A 25,596-nucleotide genomic window follows, 5' to 3' on the forward strand; every position below is an offset into this window, starting at 1 on the left:
CATGTAGCGTAACTCTTCAATCAGCTCTGCCTGAGTTTTTTCATGGTCGGGTTTGTCGACGATAAAGGGATTCTTGCGTTTGGTCTGCATAGTCTTCATAAGCGTAGCCTGTGGGTGTTGAAGTGCGGTTATACCGCCTTGGCAGTAGGCGGCAATCCAACGGCGCAGATGTGTGCGTGAGACGTTGAAATGGTCTGCGGTGCGCTGTTGGCTGTGCACTTGATGGTAATGGAGTACGGCTCGGTATTTGAAGTCTAGTGTATATTTGGACATAAGAAAACTGCACCTTTTTAAAGTTGGGGGAAAGTGTCCAACTTTTGGGGTGCAGTTCACTTGTTTTCAGACAGCCTTTTTATAAATTTAAATCAATCAGATCTTATCGGCAAAGTATGCCAAAGTGCGCACCAATTGGCAGGTATAAGACATTTCATTGTCGTACCAAGCCACGGTTTTCACCAATTGTTTGTCGCCAACGGTCATCACGCGGGTTTGGGTTGCGTCAAACAATGAGCCGAATTCAATGCCCACCACATCAGAAGACACGATTTCGTCTTCAGTGTAACCGTAAGACTCGCTTGCAGCAGCTTTCATGGCAGCGTTGACTTCTTCTTTGGTCACTTGGCGTTCCAATACGATGACCAATTCAGTCAGCGAGCCGGTGGCTACCGGTACGCGCTGGGCAGAACCGTCCAATTTACCGTTCAATTCCGGAATTACCAAGCCGATGGCTTTGGCTGCGCCGGTGCTGTTTGGCACGATGTTGATGGCAGCGGCGCGGGCGCGGCGTTTGTCGCCTTTGCGGTGCGGTGCATCCAAAGTATTTTGGTCGCCGGTGTACGCGTGGGTGGTGGTCATCAAACCTTCTACCACACCAAATTCTTTTTGCAACACGGCAGCCATCGGCGCCAAGCAGTTGGTGGTGCACGAAGCGGCAGAAATCACGGTTTCGCTGCCGTCCAATACAGATTCGTTCACACCGAATACCACGGTTTTCACATCGTTGCCGCCCGGTGCAGAAATCACCACTTTACGTGCGCCGGCACGGATGTGTGCTTGGCATTTTTCATTGCTGGTGAAGAAACCGGTACATTCCAATACCACATCTACCCCCAATTCACCCCAAGGTAATTCTTCAGGATTCGGGTTGGCAAATACTTTAATTTCTTTGCCGTTAACCACGATTGCATCGTCTTTCAATTCGGCAGTACCTTGGAAACGGCCTTGGGTGCTGTCGTATTTGAACAGGTGCAACAACATATCGGCAGGGGTCAAGTCGTTCACCGCGACAACTTCAATACCTTCGGCTTTCACAATTTGACGTAACGCCAAGCGGCCAATGCGGCCGAAACCATTAATCGCAACTTTAATGCTCATGTGTGTACTCCTACATAAAAAGAGGAAAATTTTCGATGGCTTGATTGTATCGTGAAATAAAACTACTACCTACGATTACATTTCACTACTTCAAAAATGTTTGATTTAAATAAATAAACAGTCAAATAAGGCCGTCTGAAAGAAACCTTGTTGGTAAAACAAAACATAAAAGAGGATACACCACTATAATTCAAAATTTATTAAAATAAAAAGATGATTTTGATGATAGTTTGATTGTAGTGTGGATAAGTAAATAAATCAATGTAAAAACAAAATGATAGATTATCTATTATGCTGGGTTTAACCTTCGCTGAAACTGCATCACAAAATGGGATAAACTATCTGCTTCTTTTTTAATCGGTGGATAAGTGCATCTTTTTCCACCGATTACCCACTATTTTTCAGACGGCCTATTGCGTTTTAATGAAATCATAAGTAAATACTATTAAAAATGATGGCTGATTGATTCATTTTTATCGTATTATCAAATTATTCATTATTGGAGAGCCATTATGTTACAAAGAACGCTTGCCAAATCCATCAGCGTCACCGGCGTCGGCCTGCATTCGGGCGAACGCGTTGCGCTGACCTTGCATCCCGCACCGGAAAACAGCGGCATTTCCTTTCGCCGCACCGATTTGAGTGGCGAGCAGGGCGAAATCATCAAACTCACGCCTTACTTAATCAACGATACTCGCTTGTCGTCCACCGTGGTGACCGAAAACGGCGTGCGCGTCGGTACCATCGAACACATTATGTCTGCCTTATCCGCCTACGGTGTGGATAACGCCTTAATCGAGCTCAACGCGCCCGAAATCCCGATTATGGACGGCTCCAGCCTGCCGTTTATCTATCTATTGCAGGATGCCGGCATTGTTGATCAAAAAGCGCAAAAACGTTTTCTGCGTATTTTGAAACCGGTAGAAGTGAAAGAAACCGGCAAATGGGTGCGTTTCACCCCTTATGATGGCTTTAAAGTGACATTGACCATCGAATTTGACCATCCCGTGTTCAACCGCAGCGCGCCGACTTTTGAAATCGATTTTGCCGGCAAATCATATGTGGACGAAATTGCCCGCGCCCGCACTTTCGGCTTTATGCAGGAAGTTGAGCTCATGCGCGCCCACAACCTCGGCTTGGGCGGCAACCTGACCAACGCCATCGTGATTGATGATGTGGATATCTTGAATCCGGAAGGTTTGCGCTACCCCGATGAATTCGTGCGCCACAAAATTCTCGATGCCATCGGCGATTTATACATCGTCGGCCACCCGATTATCGGCGCATTCGAAGGCTACAAATCCGGCCACGCCATCAACAACGCCTTACTGCGTGCGATTTTGGCCGATGAAAGCAATTATGAGTGGGTAGAATTCAGCCACGAGGACGATTTACCAAGCGCGTTTCACGAATTGCCGAGCGCGGCTTAACGCTGAACACTTATCCACAAAAATGCCGTCTGAACATTTCAGACGGCATTTTGTTTAAGCCACACCCATAAAGGAAACAAAGATAGGCGCCAACGCACCCAAAAACAGAATGATTAACCACAACAGCAAATTATCTGCCACATAGCGCAGCAGTGCAAAATACGCCCACGCATACACAAATAAAATAGCCGCCGCAAACAGGGTGCCAAATATAGTGCCTCCAGCAAACCCAGCCATCAGCCCCTGCAACACTGCCAACGCTGCCGCCCAATGCCATGCACTGCTGCTTTCAATAAAATAATCTTGCAGCTTACCAAAGAGTAACAACATCAAAATCCCCAATATCGCTCGTCCTTTTTATCCACAATGTTCGTTATTGGAGTATAAAATAAAACATGCCGTCTGAAAGATTTCAGACGGCATATTTTATTCAAAGCAAAGGTTTGATTAATCCCCCATCACTTTGCCTTCGCGACGCGGGTCGGCACCGCCTTGCAAACCATCTTGACCGATCACAATGCCTTGTACACCCGAATTCAAATCGCGCACCTGCACTTTATAGCCCAGTTGTTCCAATTGCGGTGCATACTCAGTGGCGGCGGTGTTTTGCTCGATTTCATAGCTGCTGCCGCGGTTGAGCATGTTTGGCAGGGAAATGGCCGTCTGAATGTCCATGCCCCAGTCGATGTGCGCGACTAAGGTTTTGGCCACATAACCGATAATGCGGCTGCCGCCCGGTGAGCCGACCGCCATATAAGGCTTGCCGTTTTTCATCACAATAGTCGGCGCCATGGAAGAGCGCGGGCGCTTGCCGCCGGCCACGCTGTTGGCCACTACTTTGCCTTCGGCATTGGCCGGATTAAAGGCGAAGTCGGTCAATTCGTTGTTCAACAAATAGCCGTTGGCCATCAGGGTAGAGCCAAACGCGTTTTCAATCGAAGTGGTCATGGAAACCACGTTGCCTTCTTTATCCACAACCACGATGTGGCTGGTCGAAGGCAGCTCCGCCGGTTTGCCGGCAGCAAATTGGTTGCTCAATTTACCGGCGTTGATTTGCGGCAGGGCTTTGTCAGTGGCGCGGATTTCCTGTGCGCGGCTATTCAAATAAGATTGACTAATTAAGGCTTTGGTCGGCACGGTTACGAAATCTGGGTCTGCCACATAGTAATCGCGGTCGGCAAAGGCCACGCGTGAAGCGTCGCCGATCCAGCGCCAGCTGTGGATATTTTCCGCGCCCAGTTTTTTCATGTCCTTTGTTTGCAAAATGCCCAAAATCTGGCTCAAGGCAATGCCACCCGAGCTTGGCGCACCCATGCCGCACACTTCGTATTCACGATAAGGCGAGCACACCGGCGTGCGCTCAATCACGCGGTAGTTTTTGAAATCAGCCAGCGTGATTTTGCCCGGATTGTCCGGCGCGCCAGTGATGGTGTTCACCATATTCTGCGCGGGTTTGCCATGGTAAAACGGCGCGCTGCCCTCTTTGGACAACAGTTTTACCGATTGGGCAAATTCAGGGTTTTTCAACATCGTACCTGCGGCCAATGGTGCGCCGTTAGGCAGGAAATAGGCAGCAGTCTGTGGATAACGTTGCAGCGATTCTTTGTTTTGCTCGATGGATTGCGACATGCGTGGCGACACGGCAAAACCTTGCTCGGCCAATTGAATCGGCCTGTCAAACAGGCTTTGCCACGGCAATTTGCCGTAACGCTTGTGGGTATCTTCCAAAAGTTTCGGAATACCCGGCACGCCGACCGAACGGCCGCCGACCACGGCTTTCATGAATTCTAGCGGTTTGCCGTTTTCATCTAGGAATAATTGCGGCGTGGCTGATTTCGGTGCGGTTTCGCGTGCGTCGAATGTGGTCAGCTTTTTGGCTTTGTTGTCCCAATACACCAAAAACGCGCCTCCGCCCAAGCCGGAAGATTGCGGCTCGGTCAGGCTTAGGGTGATTTGCATGGCAATCATCGCATCAATCGCGCTGCCGCCGCGTTTCAAAATTTCATAACCAGCTTCGGTGGCCAGTGGATTGGCAGAAGCAGCCATAAATTCTTTGGCATGCACCAATTTCTGCTCGGTCAAACCTGTGCCTTGCTCCGGCGCGTGGCTGTCGGCGGAAACCACGGTCGGTTTCGGCGCGGAAGATTGTGCACAAGCGGCCAGCACCAAAGTGGCCAGAATGCTTAGTGTCCAAGTCGATTTCATTTGATACTCCTCTTTTCTCATGTTTCAGACGGCCTGAATAGCCAAGTTTAGTGTAAAAACCTTAAACAGACCGACTATAGCCCAAAGCGTTCGCATTTTCCAAGAATAAGTTGGCATAAGCTTGTCGGTAAGCCGATATTTATACACAGGCCGTTTGAAAGTTTTTAAATTATCCACATTCATAAACAATCCACAAGCCGCTTTATCCTTGCAGTTTCTTTTTAGATAAGTTTTTGAAAAATAATTGGGATAAAAGTTATACACAAGAAAGTTGCCTGCTCATAATCATAATCTTTTTATATTTTAAATTTTAAGTATTATTCTGTTTGCAGCTTTTCAAGCCGAATAAAAACCTTAAGCTAACTTTTCAAAAAATTAAAAAGTTAAGGATTGTTAAAACACTGTAAATCGGGTAGAGTAATGTCCGATAAATTAACAATAACGGAGCTTCCTTCAATGAAAGGCGACATCGGTGTCATTGGTTTGGCCGTCATGGGTCAAAACCTGATTTTGAACATGAACGACCACGGTTTTAAAGTAGTGGCGTTTAACCGTACCACCAGTAAAGTAGACGATTTTTTAAATGGTGCCGCCAAAGGCACCAATATTATTGGCGCATATTCGCTGCAAGACTTGGTTGATAAATTAGAAAAACCACGCAAAATCATGATGATGGTGCGTGCAGGTGCAGTGGTCGATGATTTTATCGAACAATTGGTGCCTTTATTGGACCAAGGCGACATCATCATTGACGGCGGTAACGCCAATTATCCCGACTCTACCCGCCGCACACACGAGCTGGCGGCCAAAGGCATCCGCTTTATCGGTGCCGGTGTATCGGGTGGCGAAGAAGGTGCGCGCAATGGTCCTTCGATTATGCCGGGCGGCGACGAAAGCGCATGGCCGGAAGTGAAACCGATTTTCCAAGCCATCGCCGCGAAAACGCCTGAAGGCGAGCCTTGCTGTGATTGGGTTGGTCGTGATGGTGCCGGCCACTTTGTCAAAATGGTGCACAACGGCATTGAATACGGCGACATGCAGCTGATTTGCGAAGCCTACCAATTCATGAAAGACGGCTTGGGCTTGTCTTACGATGAAATGCACGACATTTTCAACGCGTGGAACCAAACCGAGTTGGATTCCTATCTGGTTGAAATCACAGCCGATATTTTGGGCTACAAAGACGAAAACGGCGAGCCGCTGGTTGAAAAAATTCTCGATACCGCCGGTCAAAAAGGCACCGGCAAATGGACTGGCATTAACGCCTTGGATTTGGGCATTCCGTTGACGCTGATTTCCGAAGCTGTGTTCGCCCGTTGCGTATCGGCATTCAAAGAACAACGCGTACAAACCGGCAAGCTGTTCGGCAAAACCATCACCCCAATCAGCGGCGACAAAGCCGAGTGGGTGGATGCTTTGCGCCAAGCGCTGTTGGCGTCAAAAATCATTTCTTACGCCCAAGGCTTTATGTTGATTCGCGAAGCCAGCGAAACCAACAACTGGGCGTTGAATTACGGCAACACCGCTTTGCTGTGGCGTGAAGGCTGCATTATCCGCAGCGCTTTCTTGGGCAACATCCGCGATGCTTACGAAGCCAATCCGGATTTGGTGTTCTTGGGTACCGATCCGTATTTTAAAGGCGTATTAGAAAGCTGCTTGCCGGCATGGCGCAAAGTGGTGGCCAAAGCGATTGAAAGCGGCATTGCTATGCCGTGTATGGCGTCAGCGATTACCTTCTTGGACGGCTACACCACCGAACGTTTACCGGCCAATCTGCTGCAGGCACAACGTGATTACTTCGGCGCACACACTTACGAGCGAACCGACCGTTCGCGTGGTGAATTTTTCCACACCAACTGGACTGGTACCGGCGGCGACACCGCGTCAACCACTTACGATATTTAATCAATTGTGGATAACTGATTTGCCTAAATCTGCTTTAATGGCTGATTGATTCAAGGCCGTCTGAAATCGGAAAGTATTTCAGACGGCCTTGATTTTATTCGTGATAAGTTTTTCCACATTGGATTTCAAAGTCAATAGAGAAAACTATTCATCTATCTTTTTGAATTAGCAATAAAAAATAAAATGCCGTCTGAACCTTTTAGACGGCATTTTAATATTGTTCACAAAATTATCCACAAGTTTTCAAGAAGTATTTTGGCATGGATACACCTTGATTCATCGAAACCTTATGAAATGAAGGCTACTCGATTGTGGATTGTTTGTTGAACCTTACACCAAATTCTGCGGCTGGCCTTTGACAAATTTATCCACATTATCCAGCAAAATATCAAACAAACGGTTGATGGCTTCGTGGCTTGCCCAAGCCATGTGCGGCGTAATAATCAAGTTGGGTAACCGTGCTTTGAGCAACGGATTACCATTGCGCGGCGGCTCTTCGGTCAACACATCAAACCCTGCACCGCCGATCTGACCGTATTTCAGGGCAGCGACTAAGGCGGTTTCATCAACCAAACCGCCGCGGCCGCAGTTAATCAAAATCGCGCCGGGTTTCATCTGTTTCAATTCGGTTTCACCAATCATATTGCTGGTTTGCTCGGTCAGCGGACAATGCAGCGAAATCACATCGGCCGTCTGAATGGCTTCGTCAAACGAGACATAACCTTCACGCACCGTTTCGGCATGTTTGTGTTCGCCGAAAACCACCTTCATATTGAAAGCTTCGGCATAGCGCGCCAAAGTTTGGCCGATGTTGCCGCGTCCAAAAATTGCCAATGTTTTGCCGTTTAAATCACGCATCGGCGCACCGTAATGGCAGAAAAACGGCGATTGTTCCCACAAGCCGGCTGCAACATCGCGTTGATAGGCAGGCAGGTTGCGGCTTAAGGCAATCATCAGCATAAAGGCGTGTTCCGCCACCGATTCATTGCCGTAAGCGCGCACATTCGCCACCGCCACACCGGCTTGTTTGGCTGCTTCGACATCGACATTGTTCACGCCGGTGGCCGCCACGGCAATCAGTTTAAGCTGTGGATTTTGCGCAATCGCTTCGGCGGAGACCACCACTTTGTTGGTCATCACGATGTCGGCGCCATTAATACGATCTAAGGCTTCGTGCGGCTCGGTGGCATCGTAGCAAATCAATTCATGTGGAAAATCAAAGGTAATGTCGCGCTCCGGCAGCGTGGCGCGGTCGAGCATGACGATTTTGAGCGGTTTCATATAATTTTCCTTTATGAGAAATTTTATAACGATTGTTTTAAGCTAAGGTTGAATAAAAATATCCAACTGTACGCATGATTTGCGAATCGTTATTATTTGTCTTAAATGATACAGGCCGAGTTTCAGACGGCCTTGGAGGACAATATTATGATTAAAACCATTACCTTTGCAATGCTTCATTTCGGCGTGGCCTTTAGCGTGGCCTATATTTTGACCGGCAGCATCGGCATTTCCAGCGCGGTGGCCTTGATTGAGCCGATGGTCAACACTGTGGTGTTTTATTTCCATGAAAAAGCATGGAACCGCTACGAGCGCCAAAAAACAAAAAAGCAGGAAATGCTGCTGCCGCTGCATCAGTGTGTCGATGCGCAGAAAATGTGTTAAGCTAAACTTTTCTCCTCTCCAACGCAAAGAAGGAAACAGCATGAGCTTGATTATTGAAGACATCGAAGTCGGCAGCGGTAAAGAAGCCGTTAAAGGCAAAGAAATCACCGTACATTACACCGGTTGGTTGGAAAACGGCACCAAATTCGATTCCAGCGTCGACCGTGGTCAGCCTTTGACCATTATTTTGGGTGTCGGCCAAGTGATTCAGGGCTGGGACGAAGGTTTCGGTGGCATGAAAGAAGGCGGCAAACGTAAATTAACCATCCCTGCCGAAATGGGTTATGGCGCGCGCGGTGCCGGTGGCGTGATTCCGCCAAATGCAACGTTGATTTTTGAAGTAGAACTGTTAAAAGTTCATGACTAAATAATTGCTTATCTCAAAAGATGCCGTCTGAAAAAATATGCTTGCGTATTGTTCAGACGGCATTTTATTAGTTTACAGATGAATAAAATTAAGACATAAACATATTAGAGTATTGAATTTAAAAGTTAAATTTATAATTTATTGTGAACTTTTATTGCTCAAAACTTTCTTACAGAAACCGTATCGCTGTTGATACCGTGTTTGAAAACCATAAAGTAAGAAGGAAATCCCATGAAAAAATTTGCTGCATTATTGACTGCTGCCGCTTTGTCGGCCACTGTATTGGCTGCCCAGGCAGAAAAAGAAGCCGAAACCGCTGCGGTTGAAGTTCAAACTGAACAAGCTTCTGCACCTGTGACCTTTGAAGAAGTGGTTGAAAACGCCGCTGCTTCTGATGCAGCTGCCAGCGCAGCGAGTGCGGCAAGCGCGGCACAATAATCGTCATTTTTTGACAGATTAAATATAAACAGGCCGTCTGAATTATTTCAGACGGCCTATGTTTGTTTATCTCACTAAGGTAATTTAATTCGCAGTTAAATGTTCAGCCAACAGATTCAGCGCAAAATCCACCGCTTGGCGGCGCACGCTTTCCCGGTCGCCTTCAAATAAAGCCGTGCATTCGATGTTTTTCGCCGGTGTGGCCAAGCCGAACCAAACTGTGCCGACCGGTTTGTCTTTGCTGCCGCCGTTGGGCCCTGCAATACCGGAGATACTCAGCGCATAATCCGCCTGCGCCACCGCCTTTGCCCCGCGTGCCATTTCATGCACCGTTTCGCGACTGACTGCGCCGTGTTGCAACAAGGTTTCAGGCATCACGCCCAAGGTATTTTGTTTGGCTTGGTTGCTGTAGGTGACAAAGCTTTGGTGAAACCACTGCGAGCTGCCGGAAATGCTGGTAAACGCGGCCGACAATAAACCGCCGGTGCAGGATTCGGCGCTGGTGACAGTTTGACGGTGGTCGGACAAATATTGGGCGATGGTTTGAAGTGCTGTCATGAAGGTTCCTTTCGGGATAGATAGGATGGAAAACGAACTAGGGCTAAGACTTCAGGCCGTCTAAAAAGATTGTACGCGGTTTTAAAAACTAGGCCAAATAAAAACGGCCTGTGTTATCCACAGGCCGTCTGAAACCATTTATTTTTTCGCTTTAAACCCGAGCAAATGCTGCGTGGTGGCAAGCCAGGCGCCGAATACGCCCAGCGCAATCACAAAACCCAATACCAGCGCGATTTCGCTGCCATTGAAGAAGCGCCAGCCGATATTCAGGCCGTAAGGTTTGAAAATCGAATCGACCATCGGGCGCACGGTATTCAACAACCATGCACACAAGCCCAAGCTCACGGCGGCGGAGAATAAGCTCTGCCACACGGCTTGATACAGAAACGGGCGGCGGATAAATGAAGCCGGCGCACCCAACAGCTTGGTGATTTCAATTTCTTCTTTGCGGCTTAAGATTTGCAGGCGGATGGTGTTGTGTGCCACCAAAATAAACGCCATGCCTAAGGTAATCGCCAAAAACCACAAAATTTTGTGGATAAAATCATTGATTTGATACAGGGTATGCACCCATTCCGTATCCATGGTCGCCGATTCTACCATCGGCAGCTTCACCAAATCCTGATAAATCGCTTGCATTTGCGCCGGAGAAGAATTGGCATCGGGGGTAACGATAAACACATCCGGCAGCGGATTTTCATCCAGCATCGATACCAAATTCTGATCCAGATTCGATTGCAATTCTTCCAAACCGTCTTGCTTGCTGATGAAGCGCACCGTATCCAAACGCGTATCGCGTTGCAACAGATTCTGCACCGTATCCGTATCGGCTTTAGCCGCATCGGTGTCCATATACACGGTAATCTGCGGAGATTCGTTTAATTTGCCCAAAATGCTTTGGCCGCTTTGCACACCCAAATAGAGAAACAGCGGCAGGGTCATGGCAATCGCCAGCATCAGCAGGGTCAGCAAAGTGCCGACAGGCTGGCGAATTAAATCCTTCAGCGCGGTGCGTGCCGATTCGACGTGCAGCGAAACATAATGAATCAAACTCATGCCAAACGTCCTTTCTGCAGGCGGATGACGCGGTGGCCGTAATCGGCCATCAGCGTTTCATCGTGTGCCGCCACAATCACGGTGGTGCCCGCTTCGTGGAAGGTTTTGAATAATTCCATGATGTCGAGCGCGTAGGCACGGTCGAGGCTGGCGGAAGGTTCATCGGCAATCAAGAGGCTGGGCTGGTGTACCACCGCGCGGGCGATACACAAACGCTGCTGTTCACCGCCGGAAAGCGACACCGGCATATCCAATTCGCGGCCTTTCAAACCGACTTTTTCAATCGCAATGCGCGCGCGCTCTTCTGCTTTGGCCGGTTGGTAGCCGATGATGCGTAAGGGCAGAATCACGTTTTGCAGCACGTTGCGGTCGTAGAGAATTTTGTGGTCTTGGAACACAATGCCGATGTGTTGGCGCATAAAACCGATTTGGTTGTCGCTCAGTTCGCTCAAATCCTGCTTGTTGAACCACACTTTGCCTTCGGTCGGCTTGGTGATGCCCGAAATCAGCTTCAAAATGGTTGATTTTCCCGAGCCTGAATGGCCGGCGATGAAAATCATCTCGCCTTTGTTGATTTGAAAGCTGACGTTTTTTAAGGCTTCAAAACCACCGGGATAGGTTTTGGAAACTTGTTCGAAACGAATCATAACTCTTCCTGAAAAATGGTTTCAGACGGCCTGAAAATAAAGGGATTCAAAAAATTATCCACAAATTTTCCCCTGTTTTGCCGATGTTAATATGCATGCAACAACAGCGTTTCATTTGAGTGGTCAAACCCTGCTGCAGGCCGTCTGAAAAAATCGGATTTGCCCGATTATAAAGGCTTTGCGCCGTTTTGAACAATATTTGTTCGGCACGCTTACCATTAGACGGCAAAACCGCTGCACTATCGGCAGCGGCAGGGTGGATAAGGCTTGGCATTTTTATCCCGAATTTATCCACAGCTTATTATCAGCTTGGCAAGCCGGTGAAACAATAGGGTTTATTGGCTTTCGGCTGCTTTGAATTCTTCGTATTCGGTTTGATAAAGCGGGCCCAAGCGGTCGATTTGGGCTTTATCCAACACTTTACGCGCGTCAACGAAAATTTCGTCTTCTTCTTCCTTCAAATGATGTTCGACGGTTTCGATTAACTCTTCCGCCGTTTCCAGCCAGCGGCTCTCGCCGGTGCGCCCGTCGCTCAAGGTGGCGATTAATTCGTCCATTTCGTGATGCTCGGCAATGGCGTGACGGGCGATTTCCATGCCGTCATCGTATTGCATCAGCGGCAGATACAGATGGCGCTCTTCCGCTACCGCATGCGCCACCAATTCAAGGCGCAAGGCTTCGTATTTTTTCTTTTTCGTTTCCCACTGCTTGGCTGCGTTCAATTCGCTGCACAGCTTGCGTTGCACGTCGTGGTTTTCGATTAAGGCTTTAAAAATATCCATCTGTGGCTCCTGTTCTGCTTTGTTTGTTGTTGTATGAACCACTTATAACACAAAACGGTGACACCTGATATGCCAAACCGCCGAAGCGGCGGCAAATCTTATTTGCACTTGGCTTGGGCGGCTTTTAAGGCAGCGGTCAGGCTTTTGGCGTTGACTTCGCCGGTGATGGTTTGTTTGTAACCACATTTGGGCGCTTCCACCACGGTAAACGGCAACACGCCGATTTGGTTGCCGAACGATTTCATAAATTGGCGGCTGCTGGTGCCGCTGTAGCGCCAAATCGGGTAGCTCACCGGCGTGGTTTTCAAAAATTTGCCGATGTTGTCGGTGGAATCCAGCGCAATGCCGACCATATCGACGCTGCCTTTTTTCTGCGCTTTATACCATGCCGACATTTCCGGCATTTCCTTACGGCACGGGCCGCACCACGTTGCCCATAGGTTCACCACGCGCACAGGCGCTTTCAGGTTTTGCAACGATTGCGGCGCGGTGCTGTTCCACATTTGCAAATCGGCAGCGAATGCGTTGGCAGAGAAGAAAGTCAGGGAAGCGAAAATCAGGGCGGATAATGTTTTCATGGTCGTGGCCCAAATCATGAGGTTGATAACATGCCTATTGTAAACCTTTCAGACGGCCAATGTTTTGGTTCAAGTCAAGGTGTTGGATTTTTGCACAAAAATGAGATTTATTCCCAATGACTCATCAACATGGTTGAGTAAAGCCACAATGGGGTTGATAATAAGACGATTCACCATAGGAAGATCATCATGCCGTCTGAATGGATTTTGTATCACAACAACCGCTGCAGCAAATCGCGTGCGGCCTTGGCTTTATTGGAATCACACGCAATTGAAGCCGAAACGGTGCATTATTTGACCACGCCGCCGGATTTGGCGACCTTAACCGAGATTTTCCGCAAACTCGGTTTGGACGATGTGCGCGGCATGATGCGCGTGAAAGACGATTTATACAAAGAATTGGGTTTAAACGCACCCGATATCGACAATGACGCGCTGCTTGCTGCCATTGCTGAGCATCCTGCCTTGTTGGAGCGCCCGATTTTGGTCGGCCGCGAACGCGCCGCGATTGGCCGTCCATTGGAAAACATCGAAGCCTTATTGGCATAACCTGATATTGAGAGGCCGTCTGAATCATGCCCCATTTGTTCCACAGCCGAACCGGCTTGCGCTTCTATTTGTTGCGCGGTCTGGCACTCAGCGTATTGCTGGTGCTGGCGATGTTTGCCGCGACGGTTTGGCAGGTGTACCGCATGGGCAATCAGACGCTGCCGAAAGATTTTCATGCCGATGCGGCGGTGGTATTGGGCGCGGCAGCGTGGGACAAACGCCCGTCACCTGTGTTCCGCGAGCGCATCAACCATGCGATTACGCTGTATCAAAGCCAGCGTGTGGATAAAATCATTTTCACCGGCGGCACACCGAAAAAAGGCTTCATGACCGAAGCCGAAGTCGGGCGGCGTTATGCCATCAAGCAAGGCATTCCGGCGCGGCATATTGTGTTTGAAAACACCTCGCGCAACACTTATGAAAACCTGCAAAATATCCAGCCCTTATTGCGCCCCAACGGCATTGAAACGCTGGTTATCGTGAGCGATCCTTACCATTTGGCACGGGCGCAGGCGATTGCCAAAAATTTCGGCATGAATGCCGCCGTTTCCGCCACACCGACCACGCTTTACGATGCCGGTAAAGAGCGCGACAAATTCTTACTGCAGGAAAGCTATGCCTTGTTTCTCTACCAATTTGAAAGCTGGAGTGACAAAATCTGGAATATCCTCACCCGCCGCCATTGAGTTGTCCATTTATCCACAGGCCGTCTGAACACGCATTCAGACGGCCTGTGAATTGTTCAAACCGCCTGAAAACAGTACAATAACCCCTTTCATCAGCACCGCATTAGGAAAACCATCATGACCGTCAAAACCCGTTTTGCCCCGAGCCCGACCGGCTACCTCCACATCGGCGGCGTGCGCACCGCCTTGTTTTCATGGGCGTATGCACGCAAGCACAAAGGCGAATTCCTGCTGCGCATTGAAGATACAGATTTGGCGCGTTCTACCGCCGAATCAGTCAACATCATTTTAGACGGCATGAATTGGGTCGGCCTGCATTACGATAACGCCGATAATGTCGTGTACCAAACCCGCCGTTTCGACCGCTATAAAGAAGTCATCGCCCAGCTCTTAGAAAGCGGCCACGCGTATCATTGCTATTGTTCCAAAGAAGAATTGGAAGCCATGCGCGAACAGGCCGAGAAAGAAGGCACCGCCACTTACGACCGTCGCTGGCGTCCGGAAGCAGGCAAAACCCTGCCGCAAATTCCCGAAGGCGTAGAGCCGGTGGTGCGTTTCAAAACCCCACTGGAAGGCGCGACCGCGTGGCACGATTTGGTGAAAGGCGACATCAGCATTCCCAACGAAGCGCTGGACGATTTGATTATCGCCCGCGCCGATGGCACACCGACTTACAATTTCTGCGTGGTGGTGGACGATTACGACATGGGCGTGACCCATGTGATTCGCGGTGACGACCATGTCAACAACACCCCAAAACAAATCAACATCTTAAAAGCCATCGGTGCCACTTTGCCGGAATACGCCCACCTGCCGATGATTCTCAACGAGCAAGGCAAAAAAATCTCCAAACGCAGCGGCGACACCGTGGCGATTACCGATTTCGGCGCGATGGGCATTTTGCCTGAAGCCATGCTGAACTACTTGGCACGCTTGGGCTGGGCGCACGGCGACGATGAATTTTTCACCATGGAACAATTCATCGAATGGTTTGATTTGAAAGACGTTTCCCCATCGCCAAGCCGTATGGATTTGAAGAAACTCTATTGGATTAACGGCGAACACATCAAAATCACGCCGAATGACCAGTTGGCCGAATTGCTGCAAGAGCGTCTGGCCGTGCGTGGCTTGACCGACACCAGCCAGCCGCCGCTGGAAGACGTGTTGGCCTTGGTAAAAGACCGTGTGCAAGATTTGAACACGCTGGCCGATGAGTGTTTGTATTTCTACCAAAAACAAACACCTAGTGACACCGATGTGCAAAAACATTGGGACGACGAAGCCGCCGCGCGTATGCTGCGCTTTGCCGACAAGCTCGAAGGCGTGGCCGAATGGAATGCCGAGTCGATTCACGATTTGTTCAAGCCGTTCTGCGACGAAGAAAACATCAAAATGGGCAAACTCGGCATGCCGCTGCGTCTGGCCGTGTGCGGCACCGCCAAAACCCCGAGCGTGGACGAAGTATTGGCCTTAATCGGCAAAGAAGAAGTGTTGCGCCGTATCCGCAGCTAAGTTGTGGATGATTTTTGTTTGATTCAATAACAGGCCGTCTGAAACCTTACGCAAAGTGTTCAGACGGCCTCGATTATGCTACATTATCCGGCAAGCCCCATCTTTAAAGGACGCACCCATGAAAAGATTTCTGACTATCGCCGTGTTGGCGGTATCCGCAGCCGCCTATGCCGGTTCTGCCGAAGATGCCTTGCTCTCGGCGCAATCCGCTTACCGCAGCGCCCTGAAAGCGCAAAACGACAACGACAGCAAACTGATTACCCTGCAAACCAATTTAGCCGATGCGCAAAAACGCGCCCAACAAGCGCAGGAAGACATCACTCGTTTGCAAAGCGAAATTCAAGCGGCAACCGCGGTGAAAACCCAACAAGCAACGGTGTTGCAGCAAGCCGGCCAGCAGCTGGATTCGGCTTGGAACGCGGTTTACGGCCCGGGCGGCACCAAAGCTAACCAATAGGCATGAGAAAAGGGAACTGATAAACAGTTCCCCTTTTTTATTCAATCTGTTATATCATAAAGCTGTATCATCTCAATGACATTTCCATGAATTGCCGTATTATTCCCTTATTGTCCGAACACATCGCCCCGCTTGCCCAAGCCTTGCATACCGAATGGCACGATTTTGCGCCGTGGGCAGATGTGGCGAAAATCCATGCGTATTACCAAACCTGCCTAAACGATGCGCCGCTGCCTGTGGCTTTTGCCGCAGTAGATGAACAAGGCCGTCTGAAAGGTTCGGCCGCGCTCAAACGCCACGACATTCAAGCTTTCAGCAATTATGAATATTGGTTGGGCGATGTGTTTGTGTTGCCCGAATATCGCGGCGAAGGCGTAGGCAAACAATTGGTGCAACATTGCTTGACCGCTGCCCGCGAGATGAAATTGCCAAGCCTCTATTTATACACACCCGATATGCAGGCTGTGTATGCCAAATTCGGCTGGCAGGAAATCGCGCAACATTGGTACAACGGCGAAACGGTATCGATTATGAAATTGGATTTGTGATAAATCTCAGCAAGTGTAGGTCGGATACTTGTATCCGACATTCTAAAAATGCCGTCTGAAAGATAAAACTTTTCAGACGGCATACTGACAATCGGTTCGCCACCTTGGCAGCCTAGGATTTTCAAATCTTCCTATGGTATTTCGGCGATAAACCGGCTAGGCTCTGGAAATTGCTATGTGCCTTGCTGTAGCTTTAAGAATGTCGGATACAAGTATCCGACCTACGATTTGCTGGATTCTTACAAAGATACAAGGCCGTCTGAAAACATATGTTTCAGACGGCCTTTACTTATCCACAATCAAGCGATATTACGCGCCGCGTTTTTCCAAAATTGCGACGGCAGGCAATTCTTTGCCTTCCAAGAATTCCAAGAACGCGCCACCGCCGGTGGAAATGTAGCTGATTTGGTCAGTGATGCCGAATTTGGCAATCGCCGCCAACGTGTCGCCGCCACCGGCAATCGAGAAGGCTTGGCTCTCGGCAATGGCTTTGGCCACGGCTTCGGTGCCGCCGGCGAATGGGTCGAATTCAAACACGCCGACTGGGCCGTTCCACACGATGGTACCTGCGTTTTTCAACACTTCGGCCAAAGCTTGCGCCGATTGCGGGCCAACGTCCAAAATCATGTCGTCTGCGGCCACATCGTCAATCGATTTGGTTTCGGCTGCGGCGGTTTCGGCAAATTCTTTGGCGGTCACCACATCACTCGGCAGCGGTACAGAGCCGCCTTTGGCTGCCATTTTGGCCAAGATTTTTTTCGATTCTTCCACCAAGTCGGCTTCGGCTAATGATTTGCCGATGGCTTTGCCTTCTGCCAGCAGGAAGGTGTTGGCGATGCCGCCGCCGACAATCAGTTGATCCACTTTGTCGGCCAATGATTCCAAAATGGTCAGCTTGGTCGATACTTTGCTGCCGGCCACAATCGCCACCAACGGGCGCGCCGGTTCTTTCAAGGCTTTGCCCAAGGCATCGAGTTCGCCTGCCATCAATACGCCTGCGCAGGCCACCGGTGCGGCTTGTGCCACGGCTTCGGTTGAGGCTTGGGCGCGGTGGGCGGTGCCGAATGCGTCGTTGACGAACACGTCACACAAAGCGGCGTAGGCTTTGCCCAATTCCAAATCGTTTTTCTTTTCGCCTTTGTTGATGCGCACGTTTTGCAGCATGGCAATTTCACCGACTTGCAGTTTAGGTGCGTTGTCACGCCAGTCGTTCAACACCTTGACTTCTTTGCCCAAGAGTTTGCCCAAATGCGCGGCCACAGGGGCAACATCGTCTTCCGGCTTGAATTCGCCTTCGGTCGGGCGGCCGAGATGGGTCATCACGATTACCGCTGCGCCGTTGTCCAAGCAGTAGCGGATGGATTCGAGCGAGGCGCGGATGCGGGTGTCGTCGCTGATTTGGCCGTCTTTAAACGGGACGTTCATGTCGGCGCGGATCAGAACGGTTTTGCCGTTGACGTTTTGGTCGGTCAGTTTCAAAAATGCCATGATGTTTCCTTTATATGAATGGAAAAAAGCGGATGAAATCAGGGCTATTATCCGCCATCACGGAAATCGGGTAAAGGGCTTGGGCCGTCTGAACACGCTACTGTGAAACCGTGCAAACGCGCTTTATCATTTTGATAGAAATGTTTATCATTCCATCAATTGCAACGATGAGGAAAACCATGTTACGCAAAACCGTCTGGCTGGCCGTGCTGGCCATTGCCGTGCCTGTGTGGGCGCAAACGTTGTCGCAAACCCTGCCTAATGGGTTGAAAGTGATTGTCAAAGAAGACAAGCGCGCGCCGGTGGCGGTGTCGCAGCTTTGGTATAAGGTCGGCAGCGTCGATGAAAAACCGGGAAAAAGCGGCCTGAGCCATGCGCTGGAGCATATGATGTTTAAAGGCACGCCGTCGGTGCCTGCGGGCGAATTCAACCGCCGCATTTCGGCTTTGGGCGGTGAACTCAACGCCTACACCAACCGCAGCGAAACCGTGTATTACGAGAACATTTCCGCCGCCAACCTGCCGGAAGTGTTGAAACTCGAAGCCGACCGCATGCAGAACCTGAATTTCAGCGACAAAGACTTTATCAATGAAATGAGTGTGATTCGGGAAGAACGCCGCCAGCGCACCGAAGACACCGCCGCCGGCAAAATGTGGGAACACGTTTTTCTTAATAGTTTCACCAAGCCGTCGATGCGCGCCAGCGTGATTGGTTACATGGACGATTTGCACACGCTTAAAGCCGACGATTTGCGCGATTGGTACCGTCAGTTTTACGCGCCCAATAATGCCACTTTGGTGATTGTCGGCGATGTCGATGCCAAGCAAACCATTCAGACGGCCGCACAATTATTCGGCAGCATTCCCGCCAAAACCCTGCCGCCGCGCAACGATTTGAGCGAAGCTTTTGAGCGCGAGCCGGTGTTTGCTGAGACCACTTCCGCCGTGACCCGCCAGCCTTTGGTGGCTTTGTCTTACCGCGTACCTGCCTTGCAGAACATCAGCGACACGCTGCCTTACGCGCTGGATGTGTTGAGCGATATTTTGTCGGGCAATTCGTCCAGCCGCTTGGATAAAAATCTCGTGCGCGGCAAGCAAACCGCTTTGAGCGTGGGCGTGAACTACGATATTTTGAGCCGCGAAATGCCGCTGTTTAACGTGGTGGCCATGCCGAGCAACGGCGTGAGCGAACAAGATTTGCTGGCCGCCATGCGTGCTGAAATCCAAGACATCGCCGATAACGGCGTGGGCAAGGACGAACTCAAACGTGTCAAAACCCGCATGATGAGCAGCGAAATCTACGCGCGCGATTCCATGACCTCGCAAGCATCTTTGATGGGGCGCTTGGAAACACGCGGTTTCCGTTACAGCGATGAAGCCGAAATCCGCCGCCGCCTGCAAAAAGTGACTGCCGCCGACGTGCAGGCTGCTGCCAAATTGTTGACCGACAAACGCTCCAGCGTGGTCGTTGTCAAACCGCAAACAGCAGCGAAATAATCCACAGGCCGTCTGAAACATTCAGACGGCCTCAACCGAAAGGCTAACCATGTATTCTAAAACTTTACTGCTCGCGCTGGCCGCCCTGCCGCTGACCGCCCAAGCCGCTGCCGACATTCAGCGCTGGACGACACCGGAAGGCACGCAGATTCTGCTGGTCGAGCGCAGAGAAAATCCGATTGTTGATATGGAAATCAGCTTCAAAGGCGCAGGCGGCGTGTTCAATCCGTCGGGCAAAAGCCAAGTGGCCGAATTTACCGCCGCGCTGCTGACCGATGGCACGAAAACGCTGGACGAAGAAGCCTTCAACGAAAAAGCCAACGACATCGCCGCTAATATCGGCAGTGGCAGCGGCCATGAAACTGCCACCATCGGTTTCCGCAGTTTGAGTCAAGCCAAAAACCTGAACCAAACTTTGGCCTTAATCAACGAATCCTTAACCGCGCCGCGCTTCGATCCGGCCGTATTTGCTCGCCGCCAAAAGCAAGCGGTTACTGCCTTGCAGCAGCAGGAAACCACGCCCGATTTTACCGCCGAGCGCGCGTTTACCAAGCTTGCGTATCCGAACCATCCTTACGGCAGCGATGCGTATGTGACGGTGGACAGCCTGAAAGCCGTCACGCTTGACGACATCCGCGCGTTCCACCGCACCCATTACGGTAAAGACAACGCCGTGGTGGCGATTGTTGGCGATGTCAACCGCCGCCAAGCCGAAAAAATGGTGCAAACCGCATTAAAAGGCTTGCCGAACACCAGCCAAGCAGGCAGCGAGATTGCGCCGGTGCAAGCACAAACTGCCCAGCGCCGCGACATTCCGTTTGCCGGCGAGCAGGCGCAAATCATTTTGGGCATGCCGCTGATTAAACGCCACGACCCCGATTATTACGCTTTGGTGGCAGGCAATTATGTGTTGGGCGGCGGTGGTTTCGACAGCCGCTTGATGAACCGCCTGCGCGACCAAAAAGGCTATACCTACGGTGTGTACAGCAGCCTGATGCCGCTAACCGAAGCAGGCGTGTTCAGCATTGGTTATTCGACACAAAAGAAAAACACCCGCGCTTCTTTGGCCGATGTGCAGGCGGTGGTGGAGCAATTCATAGCCGAAGGGCCGACCGAAGCCGAGTTGAAACAGGCCAAAGCCAACATCATCGGCAGCTTCTCGCTGCGCTTTGATTCCAATGCCAAGCTGCTGAAATACTTAAGCCTGATTGGTGTACATAATCTGGAAAGCAGCTATTTGCAAGACTACCCGAAAGCGGTGGAACAGCTCACCACCGCGCAAATCAAAGATGCCTGGCAGCGTCGGCTGAAATTCAGCGATTTGCATGTTGTGGTGGTGGGTGCGCAATAAACTTGGTTTGATGATCCACAGGCCGTCTGAAAGGTTTCAGACGGCCTGTTTTTTTTTCATCAAGCCCAAGACCTTGGCAACATCACTGTCTTTGGCGCATTTCTTCATTGTGTGATGTTACAACGTTGAGTTGTACTTAAATCTACGGTTTTGCAAAGATTTCACCATATTTTTTGATGAAAATTTTACATTTTCGTGACACAGAATTGTGTAAGATAGCAAAATTCAACTAAGGGAATCATTCTCATTTATTCCCAAATAGCATAGGGCGCTGGCAACGCTGTATGATTTTTATTTCAAACAACTATAAAAACCGAGTGTAAGGAAAAACAATGACATTAGAAATCGGTTTAACTTTATTCATTACCGCGGTGGCGATTGTGCTGTTTGCCACTGAAAAAGTGCGCATGGACGCGGTGGCGATATTGCTGATTGTGTCGCTGGCGGCAACAGGCTTAATCGATGGCAAAGATGCCTTGAGCGGCTTTAGCAATTCATCAACCATCACCGTGGCGGCGATGTTTATTCTCGCCGCCGGCCTGCAACACAGCGGTGCGCTCAACCGCATAGGCCAAATGCTTGGGCGGGTGAAATCGCCGTTGATGTTTTTGCTGGTGATGTTTGTTTCGGCGACGGTGATGTCGATGTTCATCAGCAATACCGCCGTGGTGGCGGTGTTTATCCCGATTGTGCTGGCATCGGCCTACAAAATCGGCATGGCGCCGTCAAAAGCCTTGCTTCCTTTGTCGTTGGTGGCGCAGATGGCCGGTTTGACCACGCTGATTGGCACATCAAGCAACCTGCTGGTCAACGGCATTGCCGAGCAGCAGGGCGCGGCCGATTTTGGCGTGTTTGATTTTACCCTGTTCGGCTTGCTGCTTTTAGCCGCCGGTTGCGTGTATTTATTGCTGGTGTACCGCTTCCTGCCTGATACCGGCATGCAGGAAAACGACAGCCGTTCCAATGGTCATTATGTGGCTGAGTTCCAAGTGAAACAAGATTCGCTGCTCATCGGCCAAACCATCAGCGATTCGGCCATGCGCAAAGAATTTCATGCCTTTCCGCTGGCTTTAATCCGCCGTGGTGAAAAATTATCGCTGCCCGCGCATCAGATGGTGCATGTGGACGATGTGTTGCTGATTCGCGCCGAACCGGAAAACCTGCTCGGCTTGCAGCAGCAATTTGGTTTGGAGCTGCACGACAATCAGGACAACAGCCATCAGGAAGAGCAGGATTTGGTGGTGGTTGAAGCCATGATTGCGCCCGGTTCCGATTGGGCGCAAGAGCGGCTGGATACGCTGCAAGACGATGGTTGGAGTCGCAGCGTGCAGGTAATCGGCGTGCAGCGGCGCGGTAACATTGTGCGCAAACAATTAGGCCGTCTGAAATTCAAAGTCGGCGATATTTTATTGTTGCTGGTGCCGCGCAAAGACATCGACGATTTCCGCCGCGACTCGGCTTTTATCGTGTTGGCCGAAGGTGAAAAACCGATGCCGAACAGTTGGCGCGCGCCGTTTTCCATTGTGGTGATGCTGGCGGTGGTGATTGTGGCCGCCTTGGAATGGGCGCACATCAGCATGACTTCGATGATGGGTGCGGTGGCGATGGTGGCTGCAGGCTGCTTGAGTGCCGAAGCTGCCTATAAAGCGATTAACTGGCGGATTATTATTCTGTTGGCCGGTTTGCTGCCTTTGGGCTTGGCCATGACTGAAACCGGCGCGGCGCAATATGTGGTCGATCACACTGTCGGCTTGGTGAAAGATTCCGGCCCCTTGTTGGCATTGGGCGCACTGTATTTGGTGACCAAGCTGCTAACCGAATTCATGAGCAATTCCGGCGTGGCGGTGTTGTTTGCGCCGATTGCCATTTCCACGGCCAAAATGCTCGGCGTGAGTCCGGAGCCGTTTCTGATTGCGGTGATGTTCGCTGCCGGTGCCAGCCTGATGACGCCGGTCGGTTATCAGACCAATACCATGGTGTACGGCGCAGGCGGCTACCGCTTCGGTGATTTTGTGAAAATCGGTTTGCCGCTGAATGTGATTTTGATGGCGCTGACTTTATTGTTGATCCCGATGTTTTGGCCGTTTGAAGGATAAAACAAATGCCGTCTGAAAGTTTCAGACGGCATTTGTTTGAATAAACCTAACGCAGGCTCTGCCAATATTGCCACGCCGCTTGCAGCATATCGTGCTGTTCGGCTTCGTGGCCGTATTCAGCTTCGATATTGATGTAGCCAATGCCATGTTTGGCCGCATAGACCGACAGTGAGCCGTCATCGGCCACGTCTTCCGTTTGCTGCACCACATTGAAGCCGCGGCTTTGGAAAAATGCAAACGCGCGTGGGTCATTGACGTAAAAATAATCGTCTTCGTCGTGTTGCGGGTGGATAAACACCGGTGCATCGGTTCCGGCCAAAGGCTCAAGCGCATAGCTTTCGATGTTGGTGGCGCCATCGGTGTTGTTGTGCATGGCGATGATGAATTTGGCCGGTTGCAAGGCGCTTAACACCGCATCGGCAAAGGCAGCGGCGGTATGTGCGGCGGCTTCATCAAGGCCGTCTGAAAGCGTGACGGTGCGGCCTTGCGGCGAATAGATGCGGTTGGGGTCGAAATCGGCATATGATTCGCCGCTGCGAAACGAAATGCGGCGCGTGCCACGGTGTTCCAACGCAATCAGGCACACCGGATAGCGGCGCACCGCTTCGAGCGCAACCTGCTTGGCGGTGTATTCGTTGTTGTGCGGGTGAAACAAATACACGCCCGCCGCTTCGGGGTGGCAATAGCGCGTAATCTGCACCGTATCCGCCGCGCTCAAGGGGTAAACTTGGCGGTGGATGGTGGGTTCGGCAGCCCATGCGGGCAGGGCGCAGATGAGCGATAAAGCAAGCAGCAGGCGCAATTAATGCTCCCAAGTGGCGTAAGGGTGTTTGCTCAGATAAGCGTTGGTGAATTTGCCGTCGGACGTGATTTCTTCGCCCAGCCAATCGGGGCGGGCAAACACGGCATCTTCAGACGGCAATTCGATTTCCGCCACAATCAATGGTGCGTTGTCGCCAAAATATTCGTCGATTTCGTAGAGAAAACCTTCAAATTCGACGCGGTAACGGCGTTTTTCCATCTTAAACGGGCACATCGTTGCCATCATCGTTTGCGCGTGCGCCAGCGGGATGTCATATTCAAATTCGCTGCGGCTCACATCAGAAATATAGCCTTTCAGCGTCAGCCACGCTTGGTCATCAATAATGCGCACGCGGATGGTGCGCTCTTTTTCTACACTCAGATAACCTTGCTGCAGCGTTTGCGGCGCCGATGCAATATCGCGCCAATCATCGTTTTTCAATAAAAAACGGCGTTCGATTTCAACAGACATTTTTCAGACGGCCTTTCAAAACGGTTTAAACACCACCAAATACAGCGCCAAAAGCATCAGCAACACCGGCACTTCATTAAACACGCGATAAAACTTATGCGAATGGCGGCAGGCATGCTGCTCGAATCGGCGCAGGTGGGCGCGGCAGATGTGTTGGTAGCCAATCAGCAAAATGCCCAAAGTGGCCTTGCCATGCACCCAGCCCATAGACCACCAGCCGTTGATAAACGGAATCACCAAGCCGCAAATCACGGCCAACAGCCCCAAAGGAGACATAAATTTATACAGCCGCTGCGCCATGCCGAGCAGTCGCGCGTATTCGGCGGCTTCGGTTTGCGGATTGACCTGCGCCAAATTCACATAAATGCGCGGCAGGTAAAACAGCCCGGCAAACCAAGAAATAATGAAGAAAATATGCGCCAGTTTTAACCATAAATACATTTTCAGACGGCCTCCTAATCAGATAAACGTTATTGTAGCCTTAAATCCACACATGCCGCCAAAATCCGCGCTGTTTTTCGCATCAAACCCGTATTTCCGACAATTTTATAGAATGCAGTGCACAATTTGGCCGCGATTCGCTGCGGTATGATGGAGATGTATGACAGATTTTGCTAAAATAAAATGAAGAAAATATACCATGTGATTATGCAGATTAAGATAATCACCCCACAATTACGGAAAAATAAAGCATGAAACAATTTGAAATCAACAGCGGCGTGAAAAAACGCCTGAATGACTATTTGGCGGCAAAGCAAACCGACTTGAAAACCGCGATGGACAACCAAACCACCAACGGCGAAGTGGCCGCGATTATCCACGAAGGTTTGCCGATGATGGTGCGCAAAATTTATTCGTTGGAAAAAATGAAAGATTTTTTCTGGAACAAAAAAGACCTGATGGTCGAATTCGTTGCCATGCGTTTGGCGGCGGCAGATAAAGCCAAACCGGCGAAGAAAAAGCGTTAAGCCGACAGTATTGCTACATTCATTTGATAGCATAAAATAATTATCCCAAATTATAACAAAGGCCCTTACATTCGCATTTCAAGTGCAACGCTCAAATGCCATTGGCAAGGGCTGCTGAAAACAGATCACCCGGTGTCTCATAGTCCAATGTCTTTCTCGGTCGGCGG

The 25,596-nt window shown here is 50.3% G+C and carries 28 protein-coding genes; 14 read left to right on the top strand and 14 right to left on the bottom strand.

Annotation, left to right across the window (positions count from 1 at the left end):
* Both CRG49_RS07045 and gap read right to left on the bottom strand, forming a co-directional pair.
* Window positions 1-273 (bottom strand): helix-turn-helix domain-containing protein (locus CRG49_RS07045; RefSeq protein WP_097784577.1); only part of this gene is annotated, 273 nt, incomplete at its 3' end.
* Between the two features lie 96 nt (window positions 274-369).
* Window positions 370-1,374 (bottom strand): type I glyceraldehyde-3-phosphate dehydrogenase, encoded by a 1,005-nt coding sequence (gene gap, locus CRG49_RS07050; RefSeq protein WP_095502208.1) that lies wholly within the window; start codon window positions 1,372-1,374, stop codon window positions 370-372.
* Window positions 1,375-1,886: 512 nt separating this feature from the next.
* Between gap and lpxC the strand changes: the two genes are divergently transcribed.
* Window positions 1,887-2,804, top strand: coding sequence for a UDP-3-O-acyl-N-acetylglucosamine deacetylase (gene lpxC / locus CRG49_RS07055; protein ID WP_095502209.1), 918 nt, complete (start codon window positions 1,887-1,889; stop codon window positions 2,802-2,804).
* A gap of 54 nt (window positions 2,805-2,858) precedes the next feature.
* Here the strand turns inward: lpxC and CRG49_RS07060 are convergent, their stop codons facing one another.
* Window positions 2,859-3,134, bottom strand: a complete 276-nt coding sequence (locus CRG49_RS07060) for a hypothetical protein (protein WP_095502210.1) — start codon at window positions 3,132-3,134, stop codon at window positions 2,859-2,861.
* Between the two features lie 117 nt (window positions 3,135-3,251).
* Window positions 3,252-5,009 (bottom strand): gamma-glutamyltransferase, encoded by a 1,758-nt coding sequence (ggt, locus tag CRG49_RS07065; RefSeq protein ID WP_095502211.1) that lies wholly within the window; start codon window positions 5,007-5,009, stop codon window positions 3,252-3,254.
* Between the two features lie 456 nt (window positions 5,010-5,465).
* Here ggt and gnd point away from each other — a divergent pair, with 456 nt between their 5' ends.
* Complete coding sequence (gene gnd / locus CRG49_RS07070) at window positions 5,466-6,914, top strand: decarboxylating NADP(+)-dependent phosphogluconate dehydrogenase (RefSeq protein ID WP_095502212.1); 1,449 nt, start codon at window positions 5,466-5,468, stop codon at window positions 6,912-6,914.
* Between the two features lie 330 nt (window positions 6,915-7,244).
* Here the strand turns inward: gnd and CRG49_RS07075 are convergent, their stop codons facing one another.
* On the bottom strand, window positions 7,245-8,195 hold the full coding sequence (locus CRG49_RS07075; RefSeq protein WP_095502213.1) for a D-2-hydroxyacid dehydrogenase: 951 nt from the start codon (window positions 8,193-8,195) through the stop codon (window positions 7,245-7,247).
* Between the two features lie 147 nt (window positions 8,196-8,342).
* On the opposite strand from CRG49_RS07075, the gene CRG49_RS07080 reads away from it, so the two are divergent.
* The 3 genes from CRG49_RS07080 to CRG49_RS07090 all read left to right on the top strand — a co-directional run bounded on the left by CRG49_RS07080 (window position 8,343) and on the right by CRG49_RS07090 (window position 9,384).
* On the top strand, window positions 8,343-8,579 hold the full coding sequence (locus CRG49_RS07080; protein ID WP_095502214.1) for a DUF2061 domain-containing protein: 237 nt from the start codon (window positions 8,343-8,345) through the stop codon (window positions 8,577-8,579).
* A gap of 40 nt (window positions 8,580-8,619) precedes the next feature.
* Window positions 8,620-8,946, top strand: a complete 327-nt coding sequence (locus CRG49_RS07085; protein ID WP_095502215.1) for an FKBP-type peptidyl-prolyl cis-trans isomerase — start codon at window positions 8,620-8,622, stop codon at window positions 8,944-8,946.
* 231 nt (window positions 8,947-9,177) lie between these two features.
* A complete protein-coding gene (locus tag CRG49_RS07090; RefSeq protein WP_095502216.1) occupies window positions 9,178-9,384 on the top strand; it encodes a hypothetical protein in 207 nt (68 codons plus the stop codon).
* Between the two features lie 84 nt (window positions 9,385-9,468).
* Here CRG49_RS07090 and CRG49_RS07095 read toward each other — a convergent pair whose 3' ends face one another.
* The 5 genes from CRG49_RS07095 to CRG49_RS07120 all read right to left on the bottom strand — a co-directional run bounded on the left by CRG49_RS07095 (window position 9,469) and on the right by CRG49_RS07120 (window position 13,005).
* On the bottom strand, window positions 9,469-9,942 hold the full coding sequence (locus tag CRG49_RS07095) for a CinA family protein (protein ID WP_095502217.1): 474 nt from the start codon (window positions 9,940-9,942) through the stop codon (window positions 9,469-9,471).
* A gap of 138 nt (window positions 9,943-10,080) precedes the next feature.
* Window positions 10,081-10,998, bottom strand: coding sequence for a permease-like cell division protein FtsX (ftsX, locus tag CRG49_RS07100; protein ID WP_095502218.1), 918 nt, complete (start codon window positions 10,996-10,998; stop codon window positions 10,081-10,083).
* Window positions 10,995-11,645 carry a cell division ATP-binding protein FtsE gene (gene ftsE, locus CRG49_RS07105; protein ID WP_095502219.1) on the bottom strand — a complete coding sequence of 217 codons (651 nt, stop codon included), beginning with the start codon at window positions 11,643-11,645 and terminating at the stop codon, window positions 10,995-10,997. Before ftsE ends, ftsX begins: the two co-directional genes overlap by 4 nt.
* Before the next feature lie 335 nt (window positions 11,646-11,980).
* Entirely contained in the window at window positions 11,981-12,427 is a 447-nt protein-coding gene (locus CRG49_RS07115; RefSeq protein WP_095502221.1) for a hemerythrin domain-containing protein, read from the bottom strand.
* A 98-nt stretch (window positions 12,428-12,525) separates the two neighbouring features.
* Window positions 12,526-13,005, bottom strand: a complete 480-nt coding sequence (locus tag CRG49_RS07120; RefSeq protein WP_095502235.1) for a TlpA disulfide reductase family protein — start codon at window positions 13,003-13,005, stop codon at window positions 12,526-12,528.
* A gap of 189 nt (window positions 13,006-13,194) precedes the next feature.
* On the opposite strand from CRG49_RS07120, the gene arsC reads away from it, so the two are divergent.
* From arsC to CRG49_RS07145, 5 genes are all read left to right on the top strand, one after another.
* Window positions 13,195-13,554, top strand: a complete 360-nt coding sequence (gene arsC / locus CRG49_RS07125; protein WP_095502222.1) for an arsenate reductase (glutaredoxin) — start codon at window positions 13,195-13,197, stop codon at window positions 13,552-13,554.
* 26 nt (window positions 13,555-13,580) lie between these two features.
* Window positions 13,581-14,240, top strand: coding sequence for a YdcF family protein (locus tag CRG49_RS07130; protein WP_095502223.1), 660 nt, complete (start codon window positions 13,581-13,583; stop codon window positions 14,238-14,240).
* 117 nt (window positions 14,241-14,357) lie between these two features.
* The gene (gene gltX, locus CRG49_RS07135) at window positions 14,358-15,752 is read left to right on the top strand and encodes a glutamate--tRNA ligase (protein WP_095502224.1); all 1,395 of its coding nucleotides are present in this window, start codon (window positions 14,358-14,360) and stop codon (window positions 15,750-15,752) included.
* A gap of 118 nt (window positions 15,753-15,870) precedes the next feature.
* Complete coding sequence (locus CRG49_RS07140; RefSeq protein ID WP_095502225.1) at window positions 15,871-16,209, top strand: hypothetical protein; 339 nt, start codon at window positions 15,871-15,873, stop codon at window positions 16,207-16,209.
* An 86-nt stretch (window positions 16,210-16,295) separates the two neighbouring features.
* Window positions 16,296-16,757: a GNAT family N-acetyltransferase gene (locus CRG49_RS07145; RefSeq protein ID WP_095502226.1), complete on the top strand. Its 462-nt coding sequence runs from the start codon at window positions 16,296-16,298 to the stop codon at window positions 16,755-16,757.
* Between the two features lie 309 nt (window positions 16,758-17,066).
* On the opposite strand, the gene CRG49_RS07150 is transcribed toward CRG49_RS07145, so the two are convergent.
* On the bottom strand, window positions 17,067-18,245 hold the full coding sequence (locus tag CRG49_RS07150; protein ID WP_095502227.1) for a phosphoglycerate kinase: 1,179 nt from the start codon (window positions 18,243-18,245) through the stop codon (window positions 17,067-17,069).
* Between the two features lie 179 nt (window positions 18,246-18,424).
* On the opposite strand from CRG49_RS07150, the gene CRG49_RS07155 reads away from it, so the two are divergent.
* The 3 genes from CRG49_RS07155 (at window position 18,425) to CRG49_RS07165 (ending at window position 23,188) form a co-directional block, all read left to right on the top strand.
* The gene (locus CRG49_RS07155; protein ID WP_095502228.1) at window positions 18,425-19,741 is read left to right on the top strand and encodes a pitrilysin family protein; all 1,317 of its coding nucleotides are present in this window, start codon (window positions 18,425-18,427) and stop codon (window positions 19,739-19,741) included.
* Between the two features lie 49 nt (window positions 19,742-19,790).
* Entirely contained in the window at window positions 19,791-21,092 is a 1,302-nt protein-coding gene (locus tag CRG49_RS07160; RefSeq protein WP_095502229.1) for a pitrilysin family protein, read from the top strand.
* A gap of 332 nt (window positions 21,093-21,424) precedes the next feature.
* Complete coding sequence (locus CRG49_RS07165) at window positions 21,425-23,188, top strand: SLC13 family permease (RefSeq protein ID WP_095502230.1); 1,764 nt, start codon at window positions 21,425-21,427, stop codon at window positions 23,186-23,188.
* 46 nt (window positions 23,189-23,234) lie between these two features.
* On the opposite strand, the gene CRG49_RS07170 is transcribed toward CRG49_RS07165, so the two are convergent.
* The 3 genes from CRG49_RS07170 to CRG49_RS07180 are packed head-to-tail and all read right to left on the bottom strand — an operon-like array spanning window position 23,235 to window position 24,902.
* Complete coding sequence (locus CRG49_RS07170; RefSeq protein ID WP_095502231.1) at window positions 23,235-23,990, bottom strand: hypothetical protein; 756 nt, start codon at window positions 23,988-23,990, stop codon at window positions 23,235-23,237.
* Entirely contained in the window at window positions 23,991-24,461 is a 471-nt protein-coding gene (locus CRG49_RS07175) for a CYTH domain-containing protein (RefSeq protein WP_095502232.1), read from the bottom strand.
* Window positions 24,462-24,476: 15 nt separating this feature from the next.
* Window positions 24,477-24,902: a CopD family protein gene (locus CRG49_RS07180; RefSeq protein WP_095502233.1), complete on the bottom strand. Its 426-nt coding sequence runs from the start codon at window positions 24,900-24,902 to the stop codon at window positions 24,477-24,479.
* 251 nt (window positions 24,903-25,153) lie between these two features.
* On the opposite strand from CRG49_RS07180, the gene CRG49_RS07185 reads away from it, so the two are divergent.
* Window positions 25,154-25,429 (top strand): hypothetical protein, encoded by a 276-nt coding sequence (locus tag CRG49_RS07185; RefSeq protein ID WP_095502234.1) that lies wholly within the window; start codon window positions 25,154-25,156, stop codon window positions 25,427-25,429.
* The last annotated feature ends 167 nt before the right edge of the window (window positions 25,430-25,596 follow it).

Origin of the sequence: Neisseria sp. N95_16, assembly GCF_002551535.2 — a bacterium.
GTDB lineage: Bacteria > Pseudomonadota > Gammaproteobacteria > Burkholderiales > Neisseriaceae > Neisseria > Neisseria brasiliensis.